At 74.0% G+C, this 13,385-nt stretch carries 11 protein-coding genes and 1 pseudogene; 7 read left to right on the top strand and 5 right to left on the bottom strand.

The window, feature by feature from the left end:
- A pseudogene (locus BUE43_RS00005) lies at window positions 1–926 on the top strand (hypothetical protein); the annotation flags it as partial.
- 85 nt (window positions 927–1,011) lie between these two features.
- On the opposite strand, the gene BUE43_RS00010 reads toward BUE43_RS00005, so the two are convergent.
- On the bottom strand, window positions 1,012–1,926 hold the full coding sequence (locus BUE43_RS00010; protein ID WP_073479266.1) for a LysR family transcriptional regulator: 915 nt from the start codon (window positions 1,924–1,926) through the stop codon (window positions 1,012–1,014).
- A 177-nt stretch (window positions 1,927–2,103) separates the two neighbouring features.
- On the opposite strand from BUE43_RS00010, the gene BUE43_RS00015 reads away from it, so the two are divergent.
- Entirely contained in the window at window positions 2,104–3,072 is a 969-nt protein-coding gene (locus BUE43_RS00015) for a DMT family transporter (RefSeq protein WP_073479267.1), read from the top strand.
- Between the two features lie 98 nt (window positions 3,073–3,170).
- Here the strand turns inward: BUE43_RS00015 and BUE43_RS00020 are convergent, their stop codons facing one another.
- Together BUE43_RS00020 and BUE43_RS00025 are read right to left on the bottom strand one after the other, a co-directional pair.
- On the bottom strand, window positions 3,171–3,863 hold the full coding sequence (locus BUE43_RS00020) for a response regulator (protein ID WP_073479268.1): 693 nt from the start codon (window positions 3,861–3,863) through the stop codon (window positions 3,171–3,173).
- Window positions 3,860–5,203, bottom strand: a complete 1,344-nt coding sequence (locus BUE43_RS00025; protein ID WP_073480123.1) for an ATP-binding protein — start codon at window positions 5,201–5,203, stop codon at window positions 3,860–3,862. Before BUE43_RS00025 ends, BUE43_RS00020 begins: the two co-directional genes overlap by 4 nt.
- Window positions 5,204–5,430: 227 nt before the next feature.
- On the opposite strand from BUE43_RS00025, the gene BUE43_RS35550 reads away from it, so the two are divergent.
- The 3 genes from BUE43_RS35550 to BUE43_RS00040 are packed head-to-tail and all read left to right on the top strand — an operon-like array spanning window position 5,431 to window position 7,492.
- Complete coding sequence (locus tag BUE43_RS35550) at window positions 5,431–6,900, top strand: PspC domain-containing protein (RefSeq protein WP_073479269.1); 1,470 nt, start codon at window positions 5,431–5,433, stop codon at window positions 6,898–6,900.
- Window positions 6,893–7,129: a hypothetical protein gene (locus BUE43_RS00035; RefSeq protein WP_073479270.1), complete on the top strand. Its 237-nt coding sequence runs from the start codon at window positions 6,893–6,895 to the stop codon at window positions 7,127–7,129. Before BUE43_RS35550 ends, BUE43_RS00035 begins: the two co-directional genes overlap by 8 nt.
- A gap of 57 nt (window positions 7,130–7,186) precedes the next feature.
- On the top strand, window positions 7,187–7,492 hold the full coding sequence (locus BUE43_RS00040) for a hypothetical protein (protein WP_073479271.1): 306 nt from the start codon (window positions 7,187–7,189) through the stop codon (window positions 7,490–7,492).
- Between the two features lie 247 nt (window positions 7,493–7,739).
- Here BUE43_RS00040 and guaA read toward each other — a convergent pair whose 3' ends face one another.
- Window positions 7,740–9,353, bottom strand: coding sequence for a glutamine-hydrolyzing GMP synthase (gene guaA, locus BUE43_RS00045; RefSeq protein ID WP_073479272.1), 1,614 nt, complete (start codon window positions 9,351–9,353; stop codon window positions 7,740–7,742).
- A 156-nt stretch (window positions 9,354–9,509) separates the two neighbouring features.
- On the opposite strand from guaA, the gene BUE43_RS33995 reads away from it, so the two are divergent.
- Complete coding sequence (locus BUE43_RS33995; protein ID WP_159447666.1) at window positions 9,510–9,665, top strand: hypothetical protein; 156 nt, start codon at window positions 9,510–9,512, stop codon at window positions 9,663–9,665.
- 64 nt (window positions 9,666–9,729) lie between these two features.
- Window positions 9,730–11,193 (top strand): aldehyde dehydrogenase family protein, encoded by a 1,464-nt coding sequence (locus BUE43_RS00050; protein WP_073479273.1) that lies wholly within the window; start codon window positions 9,730–9,732, stop codon window positions 11,191–11,193.
- A 485-nt stretch (window positions 11,194–11,678) separates the two neighbouring features.
- Here BUE43_RS00050 and BUE43_RS00055 read toward each other — a convergent pair whose 3' ends face one another.
- Entirely contained in the window at window positions 11,679–13,259 is a 1,581-nt protein-coding gene (locus tag BUE43_RS00055) for an FAD-dependent monooxygenase (protein ID WP_073479274.1), read from the bottom strand.
- Window positions 13,260–13,385 lie beyond the last annotated feature (126 nt).

Raw genomic sequence — 13,385 nt, forward strand, 5'->3', positions numbered from 1 at the left:
GGTCGGAGCCGGAGGAGCGTCCGACGATGGGTCAGGCGCGGGAGGCGTTGGCGGCGGTGGCCGCGGGTAAGCCGCTTCCGGCCGGGTTGGGTGAGACGGTGGCGGTGGTGCCGCCGTGGCAGTCGGGTGCGCCGACCCAGGCCGTGGTCACCAAGGCGGTGGCGGCTCCGCCCGTCCCGCCCCGCCCGCACACCCCGCCGCGCCAGCCGGTCGCCCAGCCCTCGATGACGCGCGTCGACTCGCGCCCGCCCGTGACCAGCGCGCCCAAGCCGACCCGGGTCGCCGAGATCGCCCCGGTGCCGGCGACGAACGGCCGCCCGGCCGCCCCCACCCACCAGGACCCGCCGCCCCCACCGCCGCGCCGTCCGGCCGCCGCGCCACGACCCGCGGCCCCGGCGCCCGCACCGAAGCCGCGTCGGAGCGGCCTGGTCTACCTCGCGCTGCTGCTGGTGGCCGGCGTGGCCGGTGTCCTCATCGCGACTTCGCTGATGAACAGGACCAACAGCACCGGCGCGGACCCCGGCACCAGCGGCGGCAAGGGGAACCAGACCGCGACCCACGCCCCGACGCCCTCGTCCTCGTCGAAGTCCCCGAAGGTCAACGAGGGGCCGTCCGGCAGCCCGGCCCAGGCGGTACAGGACTTCTACGCGGCGGTACCCGACACGGAAATCCTGCGCAGCAAGCTCAGCGTCCGCGGCAAGGCCGCCTATACCGAGCAGGGTGAGCTGTCATTCTTGGCGGGCCTCAAGAAGGCTGAGATCATCGACGGGCCACACCCCATGGGGGACGGGCGGTACTCGGTTCTCGTTCGTTTCATCAAGAAGGACAACTCGTCCGAGAACCGCCGCATGTACCACCCCGTGATCGCGGCACCAGAAGGCAGCGGCTACCTGGTCGACAACTTCCGCTGGTCCGGCAACACCTGATCCAAACCCCACATCCGTTGAAGTGGGCTCCCGGCTTCGGCCGGGAGCCCACTTCGCTTTTTCTCTGACTTCGGCCGGGATCCCGCTATTCGTGGGCGCACACGGCTTCGGCCGCGTTGGTCAGGGCGTGGAGGAAGCCCTGGACCGCCGGGTGGTCGTGTTGGCTCTCGCGGGCGGCCGCGTAGATCTGGCGGACCGGCTCCGGGTTCCGCAGCGGGCGGACCGCGACGCCGGGGTGCGTGATCCCCAGGCCGAGCGTCGGGATCAACGCCATGCCCAGCCCCGCCGCGACGAAGCCCTGGGCGGACGGGAAGTCGTCGGAGACGGCCGACGGGTTGGGCGTGAAGCCGGCGGCCGCGCAGGCGTCGAGCACCAGTTGCCGGCAGGGCCCGGGGAAGGACACCGCCTCCACCCAGGGCTCGCCGGCGAGCCGGGCCAGGTCGACCGGCCCGCTCTCCTCGGCGAGCGGGTGCTCCCTGGGCAACACCACGCGGTACGGGTCGTCCAGGAGGTGCAGGAACCGCACGCCCGGCAGGACGGGCACCGCGCCGATGACCACGACCACCGCGAGGTCCGCCTCGCCGGTGAGGACCTCGGCCAGCGGGTCCTGCGGATCGCGGAGCGCGAGGTCGAGCTGCACGTCCGGGTGGGAGCGGCGGAACGCGGCGACGGCGGGAGGCACGAGCATCGCGCCGGCGGTGGCGAAGAAGGTGACGCGCAGCCGTCCGGTCCGACCCGCGCGCAGGTCGGCCAGTTCGGCCTCGGCGGCCGCGAGCTGCGCGGTGAGGACGGCGGCGTGCTTGGCGAGCAGCAGCCCGGCGGCAGTGGGCCGCACGCCCCGGCCCGCCTTCTCCAGGAGCGAAGTGCGCGCCTCCTTCTCCAGCACGGCGAGCTGCTGGCTGATCGCCGACGGGGTGTAACCGAGGTTGGCGGCGGCGGCCGTGACCGAGCCGCTGCTCACCACCGCCCGCAGGATCTGCAACCGACGCACGTCCAGCATGCACCCACCGTACAGATCTACTAAATGTTTCGTCCACAATTATTCACTTGATCTGACGCATGCGGGGACGCAAGGTGGAGGAGCCGCCGCGCCGCCCGGAGGTCGGGACGACAACGGTCGTCCCGCGCCCGGACCCGACAGGGCGCGGGCGGAACACCCACCACCCAATCCTGGAGGATCACCGTGACAAGCCCGGGGAGTCTGCTCCGCCTCGGCGTCCTCGCGTTGCTCTGGGGGTCCAGCTTCCTGTGGATCAAGCTGGGCCTCGACGCGTTCTCCCCGGTCCAGCTCGTGCTCGTGCGGTTGGGCCTGGCCGCCGTGGTCCTGCTGGCGATCCTGCGGGTTCGCCGGATCGCGCTGCCGAGTGGCGGGAAGCTGTGGGCGCACCTGGCGGTCGCCGCGCTGTTCGCCAACGCTCTGCCGTTCGTGCTGTTCGCGATCGGCGAGCAGACGGTGGACACCGGGCTGGCCGGCGTGCTCAACAGCACGATGCCGCTGTGGACACTGCTGATCGCGCTGCTCGTGCGCCAGGAGCGCCGCCTGAGCTGGGTCAGGGGCGCCGGCCTCGCGCTCGGCTTCGCCGGCACCCTGCTGATCTTCGCGCCGTGGCAGGCCGGCGGCGTCCTGAGCTGGGCGTCCCTGACCATCCTCGGCGCGGCGCTGAGCTACGGCCTCTCGGCGGTGTACATGGCGCGGTACCTGGCGGGGCACGGCGTCCCGCCGGTCGCGGTCGCCACCGGCCAGATGATCTGCGCGACCGGCTGGACGGCCCTGGCGCTGCCCTTCGGCGGACTGCAGGCGGTGCGCTGGAGCCCGGTTCCGCTCCTGGCCGTCGCCGTCCTCGGCGTCTTCGGCACCGCGTTGGCGTTCATCGCCTACTACCGGCTGATCGCCGACGAGGGCCCCACCATCGCGTCCACCACGGCCTACCTGATGCCGATCGTGTCGGTGCTGCTCGGCGCGGTCGTCCTGGACGAGTCGCTGCACCCGAGGGTCCTGGCCGGCATGGCCGTGATCCTCGTCGGCGTCGCGCTGACCCGCCTCTCCGTGCGGCGGCGGGCCCGGGTCGAGCCGACCACGCCGTCCCCGCCGTCGACCGTCACCCCCGCCCGCCTCGCGGCCCCGACCGCCAGCGCGGGCGACTGAACGACCCGCACGCCCCGGTGGCGCGGCGCCTCCCGGTGTCGCGCCACCGGCGCGTCCGGCCCGGCGTCAGGCAGAACCGCTGTCAGGCAGAACCGCTGTCAGACGAGCCGGCGGTCCGACGCCCAGCGGGACAGCTCGTAACGGTTGGAGAGCTGGGTCTTGCGCAACACGCTCGACACGTGCGTCTCCACCGTCTTGACCGAGATGAACAGCTCGGAGGCGATCTCCTTGTAGGCGTAGCCCCGGGCGAGCAGCCGCAGCACGTCCCGCTCGCGCGGCGTGAGCAGGTCCAACTCGGGGTCCCGGATCGGGGCCGCGCCCGGCCGGTCGGCGAAGGCGTCGAGCACGAACCCGGCCAGCCGCGGGGAGAACACCGCGTCGCCCTCGGCGACCCGGCACACCGCCTCGGCCAGCTCGCGCCCGGAGATCGTCTTGGTCACGTAGCCGCGCGCGCCGGCGCGGATCACCGCGATGACGTCCTCGGCCGCGTCCGAGACCGACAGCGCCAGGAACACCACCTCGGGCAGGGTGGGCCGGACGCGGCGCAGCACCTCCGCGCCCCCGCCGTCGGGCATGTGCACGTCCAGGAGCACCACGTCCGGGCGATAGTGGCCGATGCCGGCCACCGCCTCGTCCACGGACCCGGCCTCGCCGACCACCTGCACGGTGTCCGCCGCGTGGTCCAGCTCCGCCCGCACCCCGGTGCGGAACAACGCGTGGTCGTCGACCAGGAAGACCCGCACCGGGCGGCTTCCCGTCTCCGCCGTGCCCTGCGCTTCCTGGTCGCTCACCGTCGTGCCTCCTTGCCGGCGCTCTTCGCCCCGTTGCGGGAACGCGGCATCTCCAGCTGGACCTCCGTGCCCTCGCCGGGCGCGGTGCGCAGCCGGACCTTGCCGCCGTGCCTCTCCATCCTCCCCCGGATCGAGTCGGCGAGGCCATGCCGGTCCTCGGACACCGCCTCCGGGTCGAAGCCCTTGCCCCGGTCCCGCACGTAGACCTGCACCCGCTCGGGCTCCACCTCGGCGTACACGCTGATCTCGCCCACCCCGGCGTGCTTGGCCGCGTTGACGACGGCCTCCCTGGCCGCGAGCACCACCGCCACCAGCCGTTCGTCCAGCTCGCAGTCCCCCACCACGACCTGCTGGACCTTGACCGCGAAGGCGTCCTCCACCTCGCCGCAGGCGGTGGCCACCGCCTCGGCCAGGTTCCCCGCCGGGCCGGCCCCCGCGCCGGCCTCCCCCTCCGGCCCCCGCCGGCCGTAGCCGGACGGGCCGTAGAGCCAGCCGCGGAGCTGCCGCTCCTGGCCCCGCGCGAGCCGGAGCACCTCGCGGGGCACGTCCGGCTGCTTCTGGATCAACGCCAGGGTCTGCAGGACCGAGTCGTGCAGGTGGGCGGCGATCTCGGCGCGCTCCTCGGTGCGGATGCGCGCCCTGCGCTCCTCGTTGAGGTCGCGCACCAGCCGCAGCCACCACGGGACGGTCAGCACCGCGACGCCGACCAGGGTGGCCAGCACGGCCACCACGGCCGACTGCATGGCGGCGAAGTCCACCTTGGTCAGCAGGAACATCGCCATGCCGGTGACCACGAGGCCGACGCCGCCGAGCACCCGGACGACGGCGGACGCGCCGCCCCCGCCCATCAGCGCGCCGGCGACCCCCGAGCGGGCCGAGCCGAGCCAGCGCCGGCGCTGGGCCTCGTCCGCCTCACGCCAGACCACGGCGGTGCCGACGAGCACCGCGCCGAGCGGGCCGATGACCCACCGGCCGATGGTCCCGGTCAGCGCGCCGGCCGCGATCGCGAGGCCGACGCCCAGCACCGCCAGGCCGATGCCCTGCATCCGCTCCGTGGACGACTCCTCGCGCGACGGCGCGTCCGCCGGCTCGGGCGCCATGCTGATCCACAGCAGGCCGTAGGCGAGCACACCGGCCCCGCCGAGCGCCGCCAACGCCGTGAACACACCGCGCACCCACAGCACGGGCACGCCCAGGTGGTCGGCGACCCCCGCCGCCACACCCCCCACGACCCGGCCGGAGCGCTGCCGAACCAGCGGTGCGTGGGCCGACCCGGTGGTCGCCGGGTCGTCTCCCGTCCGCGCCGCGGCCACCCCCGGCCACCGCACCGACTCCACCACCGCCACTCCCCCCGTCCCTCGGTCCGCCCCACGGCCTCCCGTGTCGACCGCGCCGACTATGCCGACTGTGCCGACCGCGCCGGCTCCGGCGTTCACCGTGACATCGTCACACTCGCACACCGGCGGAACATCCGGGGACGACCCCGGTCCCCGCGGCCCCGGCCTCCGGGGCGGGTCAGGGGGCTCCCCGATGTGGTGGTGACGGCGGGCAGGGGAGTCTGGACGACGTGAGCGGGACGCAGGGCACACCGAGGCGGTGGGGCGCCGTCGAGGAGACGGCGGGGGACTTCTGGGCGACCAGGCCGCGCCGACCGCGGGTCGGGCGCAAGGTCGCGGGCGTCGCGGCCGGCATCGGCCGGCGCTACGGCGTCGACCCGGTGCTGGTGCGGGTCGCGTTCGCGATGCTCACCTTCTCCGGGGGCGTCGGACTGCTGTTGTACGTGCTGGGCTGGCTGTTGCTGCCCGAGGACGGCGACGAGGTGTCGGCGGTGGAGGGGTTGTTGCACCGGGGGCGCGCCTCGACGTCCGGCGCGCTCACGGCGGCGCTCGCGCTGGGCCTGATCCCGATCAGCGCGTACGTGTTCGACGGCGACGTCTCGGCCTTCGTGTCCCTGGCCCTCGCCGGCGGCGCGCTGTACCTGCTGCACCGCGCCCGGGGCCAGGAGAACCGGGAGTTCGGGGCGGCCGCGCCGGCACCGGCGTGGTCGGACGTACCGCCGGCGACCCAGCCCGGTCCCACCGGCACCCCAGGGCCCACCGGGCCCGTCGGCCCGATGGGGCAGACGGGCGCGATGGGTCCAGCCGGTCCGGCCGGCGTCGCCGAGCCGCCAACGGTGGCGTCGGCCACGCAGCCGTTCTCGACCCAGGCCGCGGCCCCCGCCCCGCCGCCGGCCGAGCCCACGCCGCCTCCGGCACCGACACCGTTCCCCGGCGCGACGTTCCCGCCCGTGGCCGAACCGGCCGCGAGCACCCCGCCCGCGGACCCGCTGTCCCCGACCCCGTCCGCACCGCCCGCCTGGGACCCGCTCGGCACGGCGCCGTTCGCCTGGGACCTGCCGGAGCCCGCGCCGTCGCGCGTCGAGGAGCCGCCGACGCCGCGACGCCGGTCGCGGGTCACCGCGGTGACCTTCGCGTTGTCCCTGGTCGCCGGCGGTGTGGGCATGCTGCTCGTGCCGAAGATCTCGTGGTCGCAGGTGCCGGGCATCGTGCTCGCCGTGCTCGGCCTCGGCATGGTGGTCGGGTCGTTCGTGCGGGGCGGCCGCGGCCTGATCCCGCTCGCGATCCCAGTCGCCTTCTTCGCGATGGCCAGTGGCGCGGGGATGCCGGTGAACCAGTGGGAGGGCGCCGGCACCCAGCACGCCAGCCCGACGGCGGTCACCGACGTGCAGCCGTCGTACACGCTCAGCGCCGGAGACATCGACCTCGACCTCTCCCAGCTGCGACTCGGCAAGGACGACCAGGTGACCACGCGGGTGGGGGTGAACCTGGGCAACGTGACCGTCCGCGTGCCGCGCGACGCCGACGTCCAGGTGGAGTGCACCTCCGGGCTGGGCGAAGTCCAGTGCCTGGGCCAGTGGGCGAACGGCACGCGGCGGTCGATGCGGATCGAGGACAACGGACCGGACGGGCCCGGCGGCGGAAAGATCGTGCTGGACGCGCGGACCGGCATGGGCAACGTGGAGGTGCTCCGTGACTGACCAGGACAAGAGCGGCGTCCAGCGTCGGGGCGGCGGGGACGGGCGCCGGCGCGGGCTGGACGTGCTCACGTTCCTCGCGGGCCTGGTCGCGCTGGGCGCGGCGGGCTACAACCTCACCGACGGCAAGCTCTGGTTCCCCGACTGGGACCTGCGGTGGGTGCTCGCGGGCGGCGCGGTGGCCGTCGGCCTGCTGATGCTCATCGCCTCGCTCCGCCCGCGTCGCAAGTAGCCCCGCCGGCCCCTGGCCGATGGGAGCGGTCAGCACCAGAACCACGGGCAGGTCCGCGTGGTGGTCGTGGTCGTGGGGGTGGGCGCCGGTGTCGGCTTCGGCGAGGTCCGGGGGACGGTCGTGGTGGTCGGATCCGGGGGACGGGCCGAGGTCGGCGGCGCCGCGGTGGCCTGGGGGGCGCTGGTCGACGCCGCTCCGCTGGTGGAGGTGGCCGACAGCGGCGTGGACCGGGGCGGGGCCGACGTGGTGGACGAGTTGGTCGTCGTGCCGCTCGTGGCGGTGGTGGCCCCGGACGGGGCGACGGTCGTCGACGTGGTGACAGAGGCAGGGCCCAGCGAGGGAGTCGACGTCTCCTCGAAGTAGTCCCGGGACGCCGGAGCCGGTGCCCGCTGGTCCGTCAGACCCAGACAGAGCAGGGCGGATAACGCCACACCGACCAGGGCTCCGATCGCGAGCCGGCCCTGCCCGCTCATCTCGGCGAGCACCGGAACTGCCTATCGTGCTCGCCCGATCGGGTCAAGCGATCTCCGTGAACGGGGGCGGACGCCACACGTGGCCACGCGTGGCGCCCGCCCCGTCCCTCAGCCGCGACCGAGGTGCCGGCCGGCGGTCACTCCCACTCGATGGTGCCCGGCGGCTTGCTCGTCACATCCAGGACCACGCGGTTGACCTCCCGCACCTCGTTGGTGATGCGGGTGGAGATGCGCTCCAGCACGTCGTAGGGCAGCCGCGTCCAGTCGGCGGTCATGGCGTCCTCGCTGGACACCGGCCGCAGCACGACGGGGTGGCCGTAGGTGCGGAAGTCGCCCTGCACGCCCACCGACCGCACGTCGGCCAGCAGCACGACCGGGCACTGCCAGATGTCGCGGTCCAGCTCGGCCGCGGTCAGCTCCTCGCGGGCGATCGCGTCCGCCGCGCGCAGGATCTCCAGCCGCTCGGCGGTCACCTCGCCGACGATGCGGATGCCCAGACCCGGGCCGGGGAACGGCTGCCGGTGCACGATCGTCTCCGGCAGGCCCAGCTCCAGGCCGACCCGGCGCACCTCGTCCTTGAACAGCAGCCGCAGCGGCTCGACCAGCTTGAACTGCAGGTCCTCCGGCAGGCCGCCCACGTTGTGGTGGCTCTTGATGTTGGCCGCGCCGGTGCCGCCGCCCGACTCCACCACGTCCGGGTAGAGGGTGCCCTGCACCAGGAAGTCGATGTGCTCGCCCTGCTCGCCGGCCTCGGCCTGCAGGTCCCTGGCGGCCTGCTCGAACACCCGGATGAACTCGCGGCCGATGATCTTGCGCTTCTCCTCGGGGTCGGTGACCCCGGCCAGCGCGTCCAGGAACCGCTGCCGCGCGTCCACGGTGACCAGCCGCACGCCGGTGGCGGCGACGAAGTCCCGCTCCACCTGGGCGCGCTCACCGGCCCTCAGCAGGCCGTGGTCGACGAACACGCAGGTCAGCCGGTCGCCGATCGCGCGGTGCACCAGCGCGGCCGCGACGGCGGAGTCCACGCCGCCGGACAGGCCGCAGATCGCCCTGCCCTCGCCGACGTGGGCGCGCACGGCCTCGACCGCGTCGTCGACGATCGAGGCGGTGGTCCACTGCGGCCGCACACCGGCGATCTCGTGCAGGAACCGGCGCAGCACCTCCTGGCCGTGCGGCGAGTGCGCCACCTCGGGGTGGTACTGCACGCCGGCCAGCCGCCGCTCGACGTCCTCGAACGCCGCGACTGGCGCGCCGCCGGAGGTGGCGGTGACGGTGAAGCCCTCCGGCGCCCGCGTGACGCAGTCGCCGTGGCTCATCCAGACCGGGTGGCTGGCTGGCAGCTCCTCGTGCAGCCGGCCGCTCTCCGGGGTGACGGCCAGGTCGGTGCGGCCGAACTCCCGGGTGCCGGTGTGCTCGACCGTGCCGCCGAGCACCTGCGCCATGGCCTGGAAGCCGTAGCAGATGCCGAAGACGGGCACGTCCTGCTGGAACAACGCCGGGTCGACGCGGGGCGCGCCATCCTCGTAGACCGAGGACGGGCCGCCCGACAGCACGACCGCGGCCGGGTTCCTGGCGAGGATCTCGTCCACCGGGGTGGTGTGCGGCACGACTTCGGAGTAGACCTGCGCCTCGCGCACCCGACGGGCGATCAGTTGGGCGTACTGCGCGCCGAAGTCGATGACGAGAACCGGGCGCTGCGCGCTGGTGGCGCTCACTGGCGAACCTCCGCGTGGGCTTCCTTCTGCTCCCATCGTCCCAGGTGAACCGGCCGGATGGCGCACCACCCCCGGCCGAAACGTGGGCATCACCACGAGTGACGTCACCGTTACGGCGGTATTAACAAACACTGGCGTCAAGTGTGATGTACGTCTACGGTGTGATGATCAACACGCAGGGAGGTGGCGCCCGTGCTGGAGTCGTTCTTCGCCGGCCTGCTCGCGGTCGTGGCGGTGGTCGGAGTCCTGGTCCTGACAGTCCTGTACGGCACGGTGCTGCTCGCCGCCGCCGGCGCGGCGGGAGTGGTGGGTTTCGGTTGGCAGCGGATGCGTCGCCGATCCTGGTGATCTTCCGGCGGACGGCGGGACGCCGGGCGCGACCGGGTCGGGCCGGCGGGCCTACGGTAGGGACATGACCGGTCCGAACGCCGTGGAGGCCAAGCCCCGCCCGTGCTGGATCGCCGGGCGCGCCGAGCAGGGCGAGCGTGAGCTCGTCGTCCGCCACCCCTTCGACGGAACCGAGGTGGCCAGCGTCGCCGTCCCCGGCCCGGACCAGGTGGAACGGGCCGTGGCGGCCGCCGACGAGGTGGCGGCGGAGTTCCGCCGCTCCCCCGCCCACGTGCGGGCGGCGGCGCTGGAGCACGTCTCGCGCCGGCTCGCCGAGCGGGCCGAGGAGGTCGCCGAGACCATCACCGCCGAGAACGGCAAACCGCTGCGCTGGGCGACGGTCGAGGTCAGCCGGGCGATCTCCACCTTCCGCTTCGCCGCGGAGGAGGCCCGCCGGTTCACCGGCGACCTCCAGCGACTGGACACCGAACCGGCCGCGCAGGGCCGGCTCGCGGTGGTGCGCCGGGTCTCGCGGGGTCCCGTCCTGGGCATCGCCCCGTTCAACTTCCCGCTCAACCTGGTGGCGCACAAGGTGGCCCCGGCGCTGGCCGTTGGCGCGCCGATCGTGGTGAAGCCGGCGCCGAGGACGCCGCTCTCGTCGCTGCTGCTCGGTGAGCTGCTGGCCGAGACCGAGCTGCCCGACGGGGCGTTCTCCGTGCTGCCGGTGGGCAACGAGGAGACCATGGCCCTGGTGCGGGACGAGCGCCTGCCGGTGGTCTCGTTCACCGGGTCGGGTTTGGTGGGCTGGCAGATCGCGGACGCGGTGCCGCGCAAGCACGTCGTCCTGGAGCTGGGCGGCAACGCCGCGGCGGTCGTGTGCGCGGACTGGGACAGCGACGCGGACCTGGACTTCGCGGCGCAGCGGATCGCCACCTACTCCAACTACCAGGCGGGTCAGTCCTGCATCGCCGTGCAGCGGGTGATCGTGGACCGCGCGGTGGCCGACCGGTTCGTGCCGAGGCTGGTGGCGGCCGTGCGCGAGCTGCGCAGCGGGGACCCGCACGACCCCGAGGTCGTCGTCGGCCCGATGGTGGACGAGGACGCCGCGAAGCGGGTGGAGGCGTGGGTCGGCGAGGCGGTCGAGCGGGGCGCGCGGGTGCTGGCCGGCGGGAACCGCGCCGGGACCGTGTTCGAGCCGACCGTGCTGGCCGACGTGCCCACCGACGCGAAGGCGTGGGACGAGGAGATCTTCGGCCCGGTCCTCGCCCTGTCCACTGTGGACGGACTGGACGAGGCCGTCAGCCGGGTCAACGACTCCCGCTACGGCCTGCAGGCCGGCCTGTTCACGCACGACGTGCGGGTCGCCTTCCGCGCGTCGGCGGAGCTGGAGGTCGGTGGCGTGGTCGTCGGCGACGTGCCGTCGTTCCGCGCCGACCAGATGCCCTACGGCGGCGTGAAGGGCTCCGGGGTGGGCCGGGAGGGCGTGCGCTCGGCGATGAACGACCTCACCGAGGAGCGCGTTCTGGTCCTGACTGGCGTCTCGCTGTAGCTCTGATGGTGGAGCAGCTCCGACGGTCCTCGGGTTCGTCGGTCGCGGATGACCTCGTTCGCGGATGTCGTCGTTCGCGACCGACGAACCCGGTGGCGGTGAACGTCAGCCGGCAACACACGTCCGGGCGAGCAGCCGGTCGGGTGATTCCTTCGACCCGATGTGGTCGGTCTCTCCACTATCTCTGAACTTTCGGCGGTGGCAGTCCACGGCAATGCCCCAACCCCCGCACGGACAACCTTCCAGTGGACCACGTCCACCGGGGCTTCTCGTCCCCTGTCACCCATTCGAGCAGCCAGTTGTCCACACCCCCGTCTGTTGTCCACAGGCTCGCTCGGTGTGGTGTCGCCGCCCCTGGGCTGGCCGATAGGCTGGAGCGGGGCTCGCCCCCCGGGACGGGTGGGGGCTGTCCTCGGAGAGGGAGCGCCGGACGCACGCCGAAGGCAGACCCCGGGGACTGTCTCCCGCACGAGGGGATCACTACTTCAGCGCGTCGAGCCCCAGCCCGTCGCCCGGCGGACGGCGTCGTCCAGCTCGGCGGCGCCCGCCCCGTGCCGCACCGCCGCCAAGTGGCCATCCGGGCGCACCAGCGCGAACGACGCCGGCCCGAGGCCCAGGTCCCGGGCCAGACCAGCGTCGGGCAGCCGCACCACCCGGATGGGAACGGCGGAGGCCCGGCCCGCGTCCTCCGCCAGCTCACCGGAGGCGGAGGCGGACGTCAACACGGTGAGGTGCGGGCCGAACGTCTGCCGCAGCCGCCACCCTCCCGGCAACGGCGCGTCCGGGCAGAGCACGCCGGGCAGCGGCGGCCGGGCGACGCCGGGCTGACGGGGGAACGACGCCACCTCGCTGGCGCCCGCGGGCGTGGTCAGCGGCGAGTCGAGGTACCAGAACGGCTCGGCGAGCCGGCCCGAGTCGATCTGCCGACGCGCGGACGGGTCGTCGACGCTGCGGGTGAGCACGTCTAGGCGGTGCTCCCGCTCAGCGTCCGTGCGGGGCGTGAGGAACCGCATCGTGGCCCCCGTGACGGCCAGGTTCTCGGCCGCGGCGGCGGTGCGCTCGACGTCGTAGGAGTCGAGCAGGAGCGGCCCAGCCCAGCCCGCGCGGTCGTAGGCGATCTTCCACGCGGCGTTCTCCGCGTCCTGCACCCCGGAGTTGAGCCCCCGTGCCCCGAACGGGGCCATCACGTGCGCGGCGTCGCCGGCGAGCAGCACCCGTCCGACCACCGCCGCGGGCACCCGCCGCTGGTGGAACCGGTAGACCGAGACCCACAGCAGGTCGTACTCGCGGTCGCCGGCGATCGCGCGGATCCTGGTGTCCAGCGCACCGGAGGCCTGCGCCCGGTCCAGGTCGAAGTCCGCGGGGAGCTGCCAGTCGATCCGCCACACGCTCCCGGGCTGGGGGTGGAGCAGCACCTGGCGGCCGGGGTTCCACACCGGGTCGAAGAAGAACCGCCGCTCCGGGGCGTCGAAGCCGAACTCGGCGCGCACGTCGGCGATGAGGAACTGGTCCGGGAACGACTCGCCCTCGAACGGCAGACCGAGCAGGTGACGCACGGTCGAGTGAGCACCGTCCGCCGCGACGCAGTGGGTGCCGCGGAACTCGCGTTCCCCGTCGCCGGTGGCGACCCGCACCACCACCCCGTCGGGGTCCTGCTCGACACCGACCACCCGGTGCCCGAACCGCATGTCGATCGCGGGTTCGGCGGCCACCCGCTCGTCGAGCAGCAGCTCGACGTCGGTCTGCCCGAGGTTGGTGAACGGCGGGAACGTGCTGTGGCTGTCCTCGGGAAACGTGGTCACCAGGACCTCGTGCTCCCGGAAGAACGTCCGGCCCACCTCCCAGGTGACCCCCGTGTCGGCGATCCGCCGGCCGAGCCCGACCCGTTCGAGCACGTCGAGGACGTCCCGCTGCACGCAGATCGAGCGGCTGCCGACCGCCAGCCGCCGGGGAGCGGCCTCCAGCACCACGCTCGGCGTCCCGGCCCTGGCCAACAACAGCGCGGTGGTGAGCCCGACCGGTCCACCTCCGACGACCAACACCGGCTCCCGGACGTCGTCGCCCATGCGCCGATACTGCCGCACTCCACGCCCTCGCTCCATGCGACGAACGAGGGGCGTCGGTCAGTCCTCGACGAGCCGCGCCGCGCCGCGCCGAACCCTCGACGACGACAAGACCGGAAGCGAACAGGG

Source organism: Streptoalloteichus hindustanus, assembly GCF_900129375.1.
Classification (GTDB): Bacteria; Actinomycetota; Actinomycetes; order Mycobacteriales; family Pseudonocardiaceae; genus Streptoalloteichus; species Streptoalloteichus hindustanus.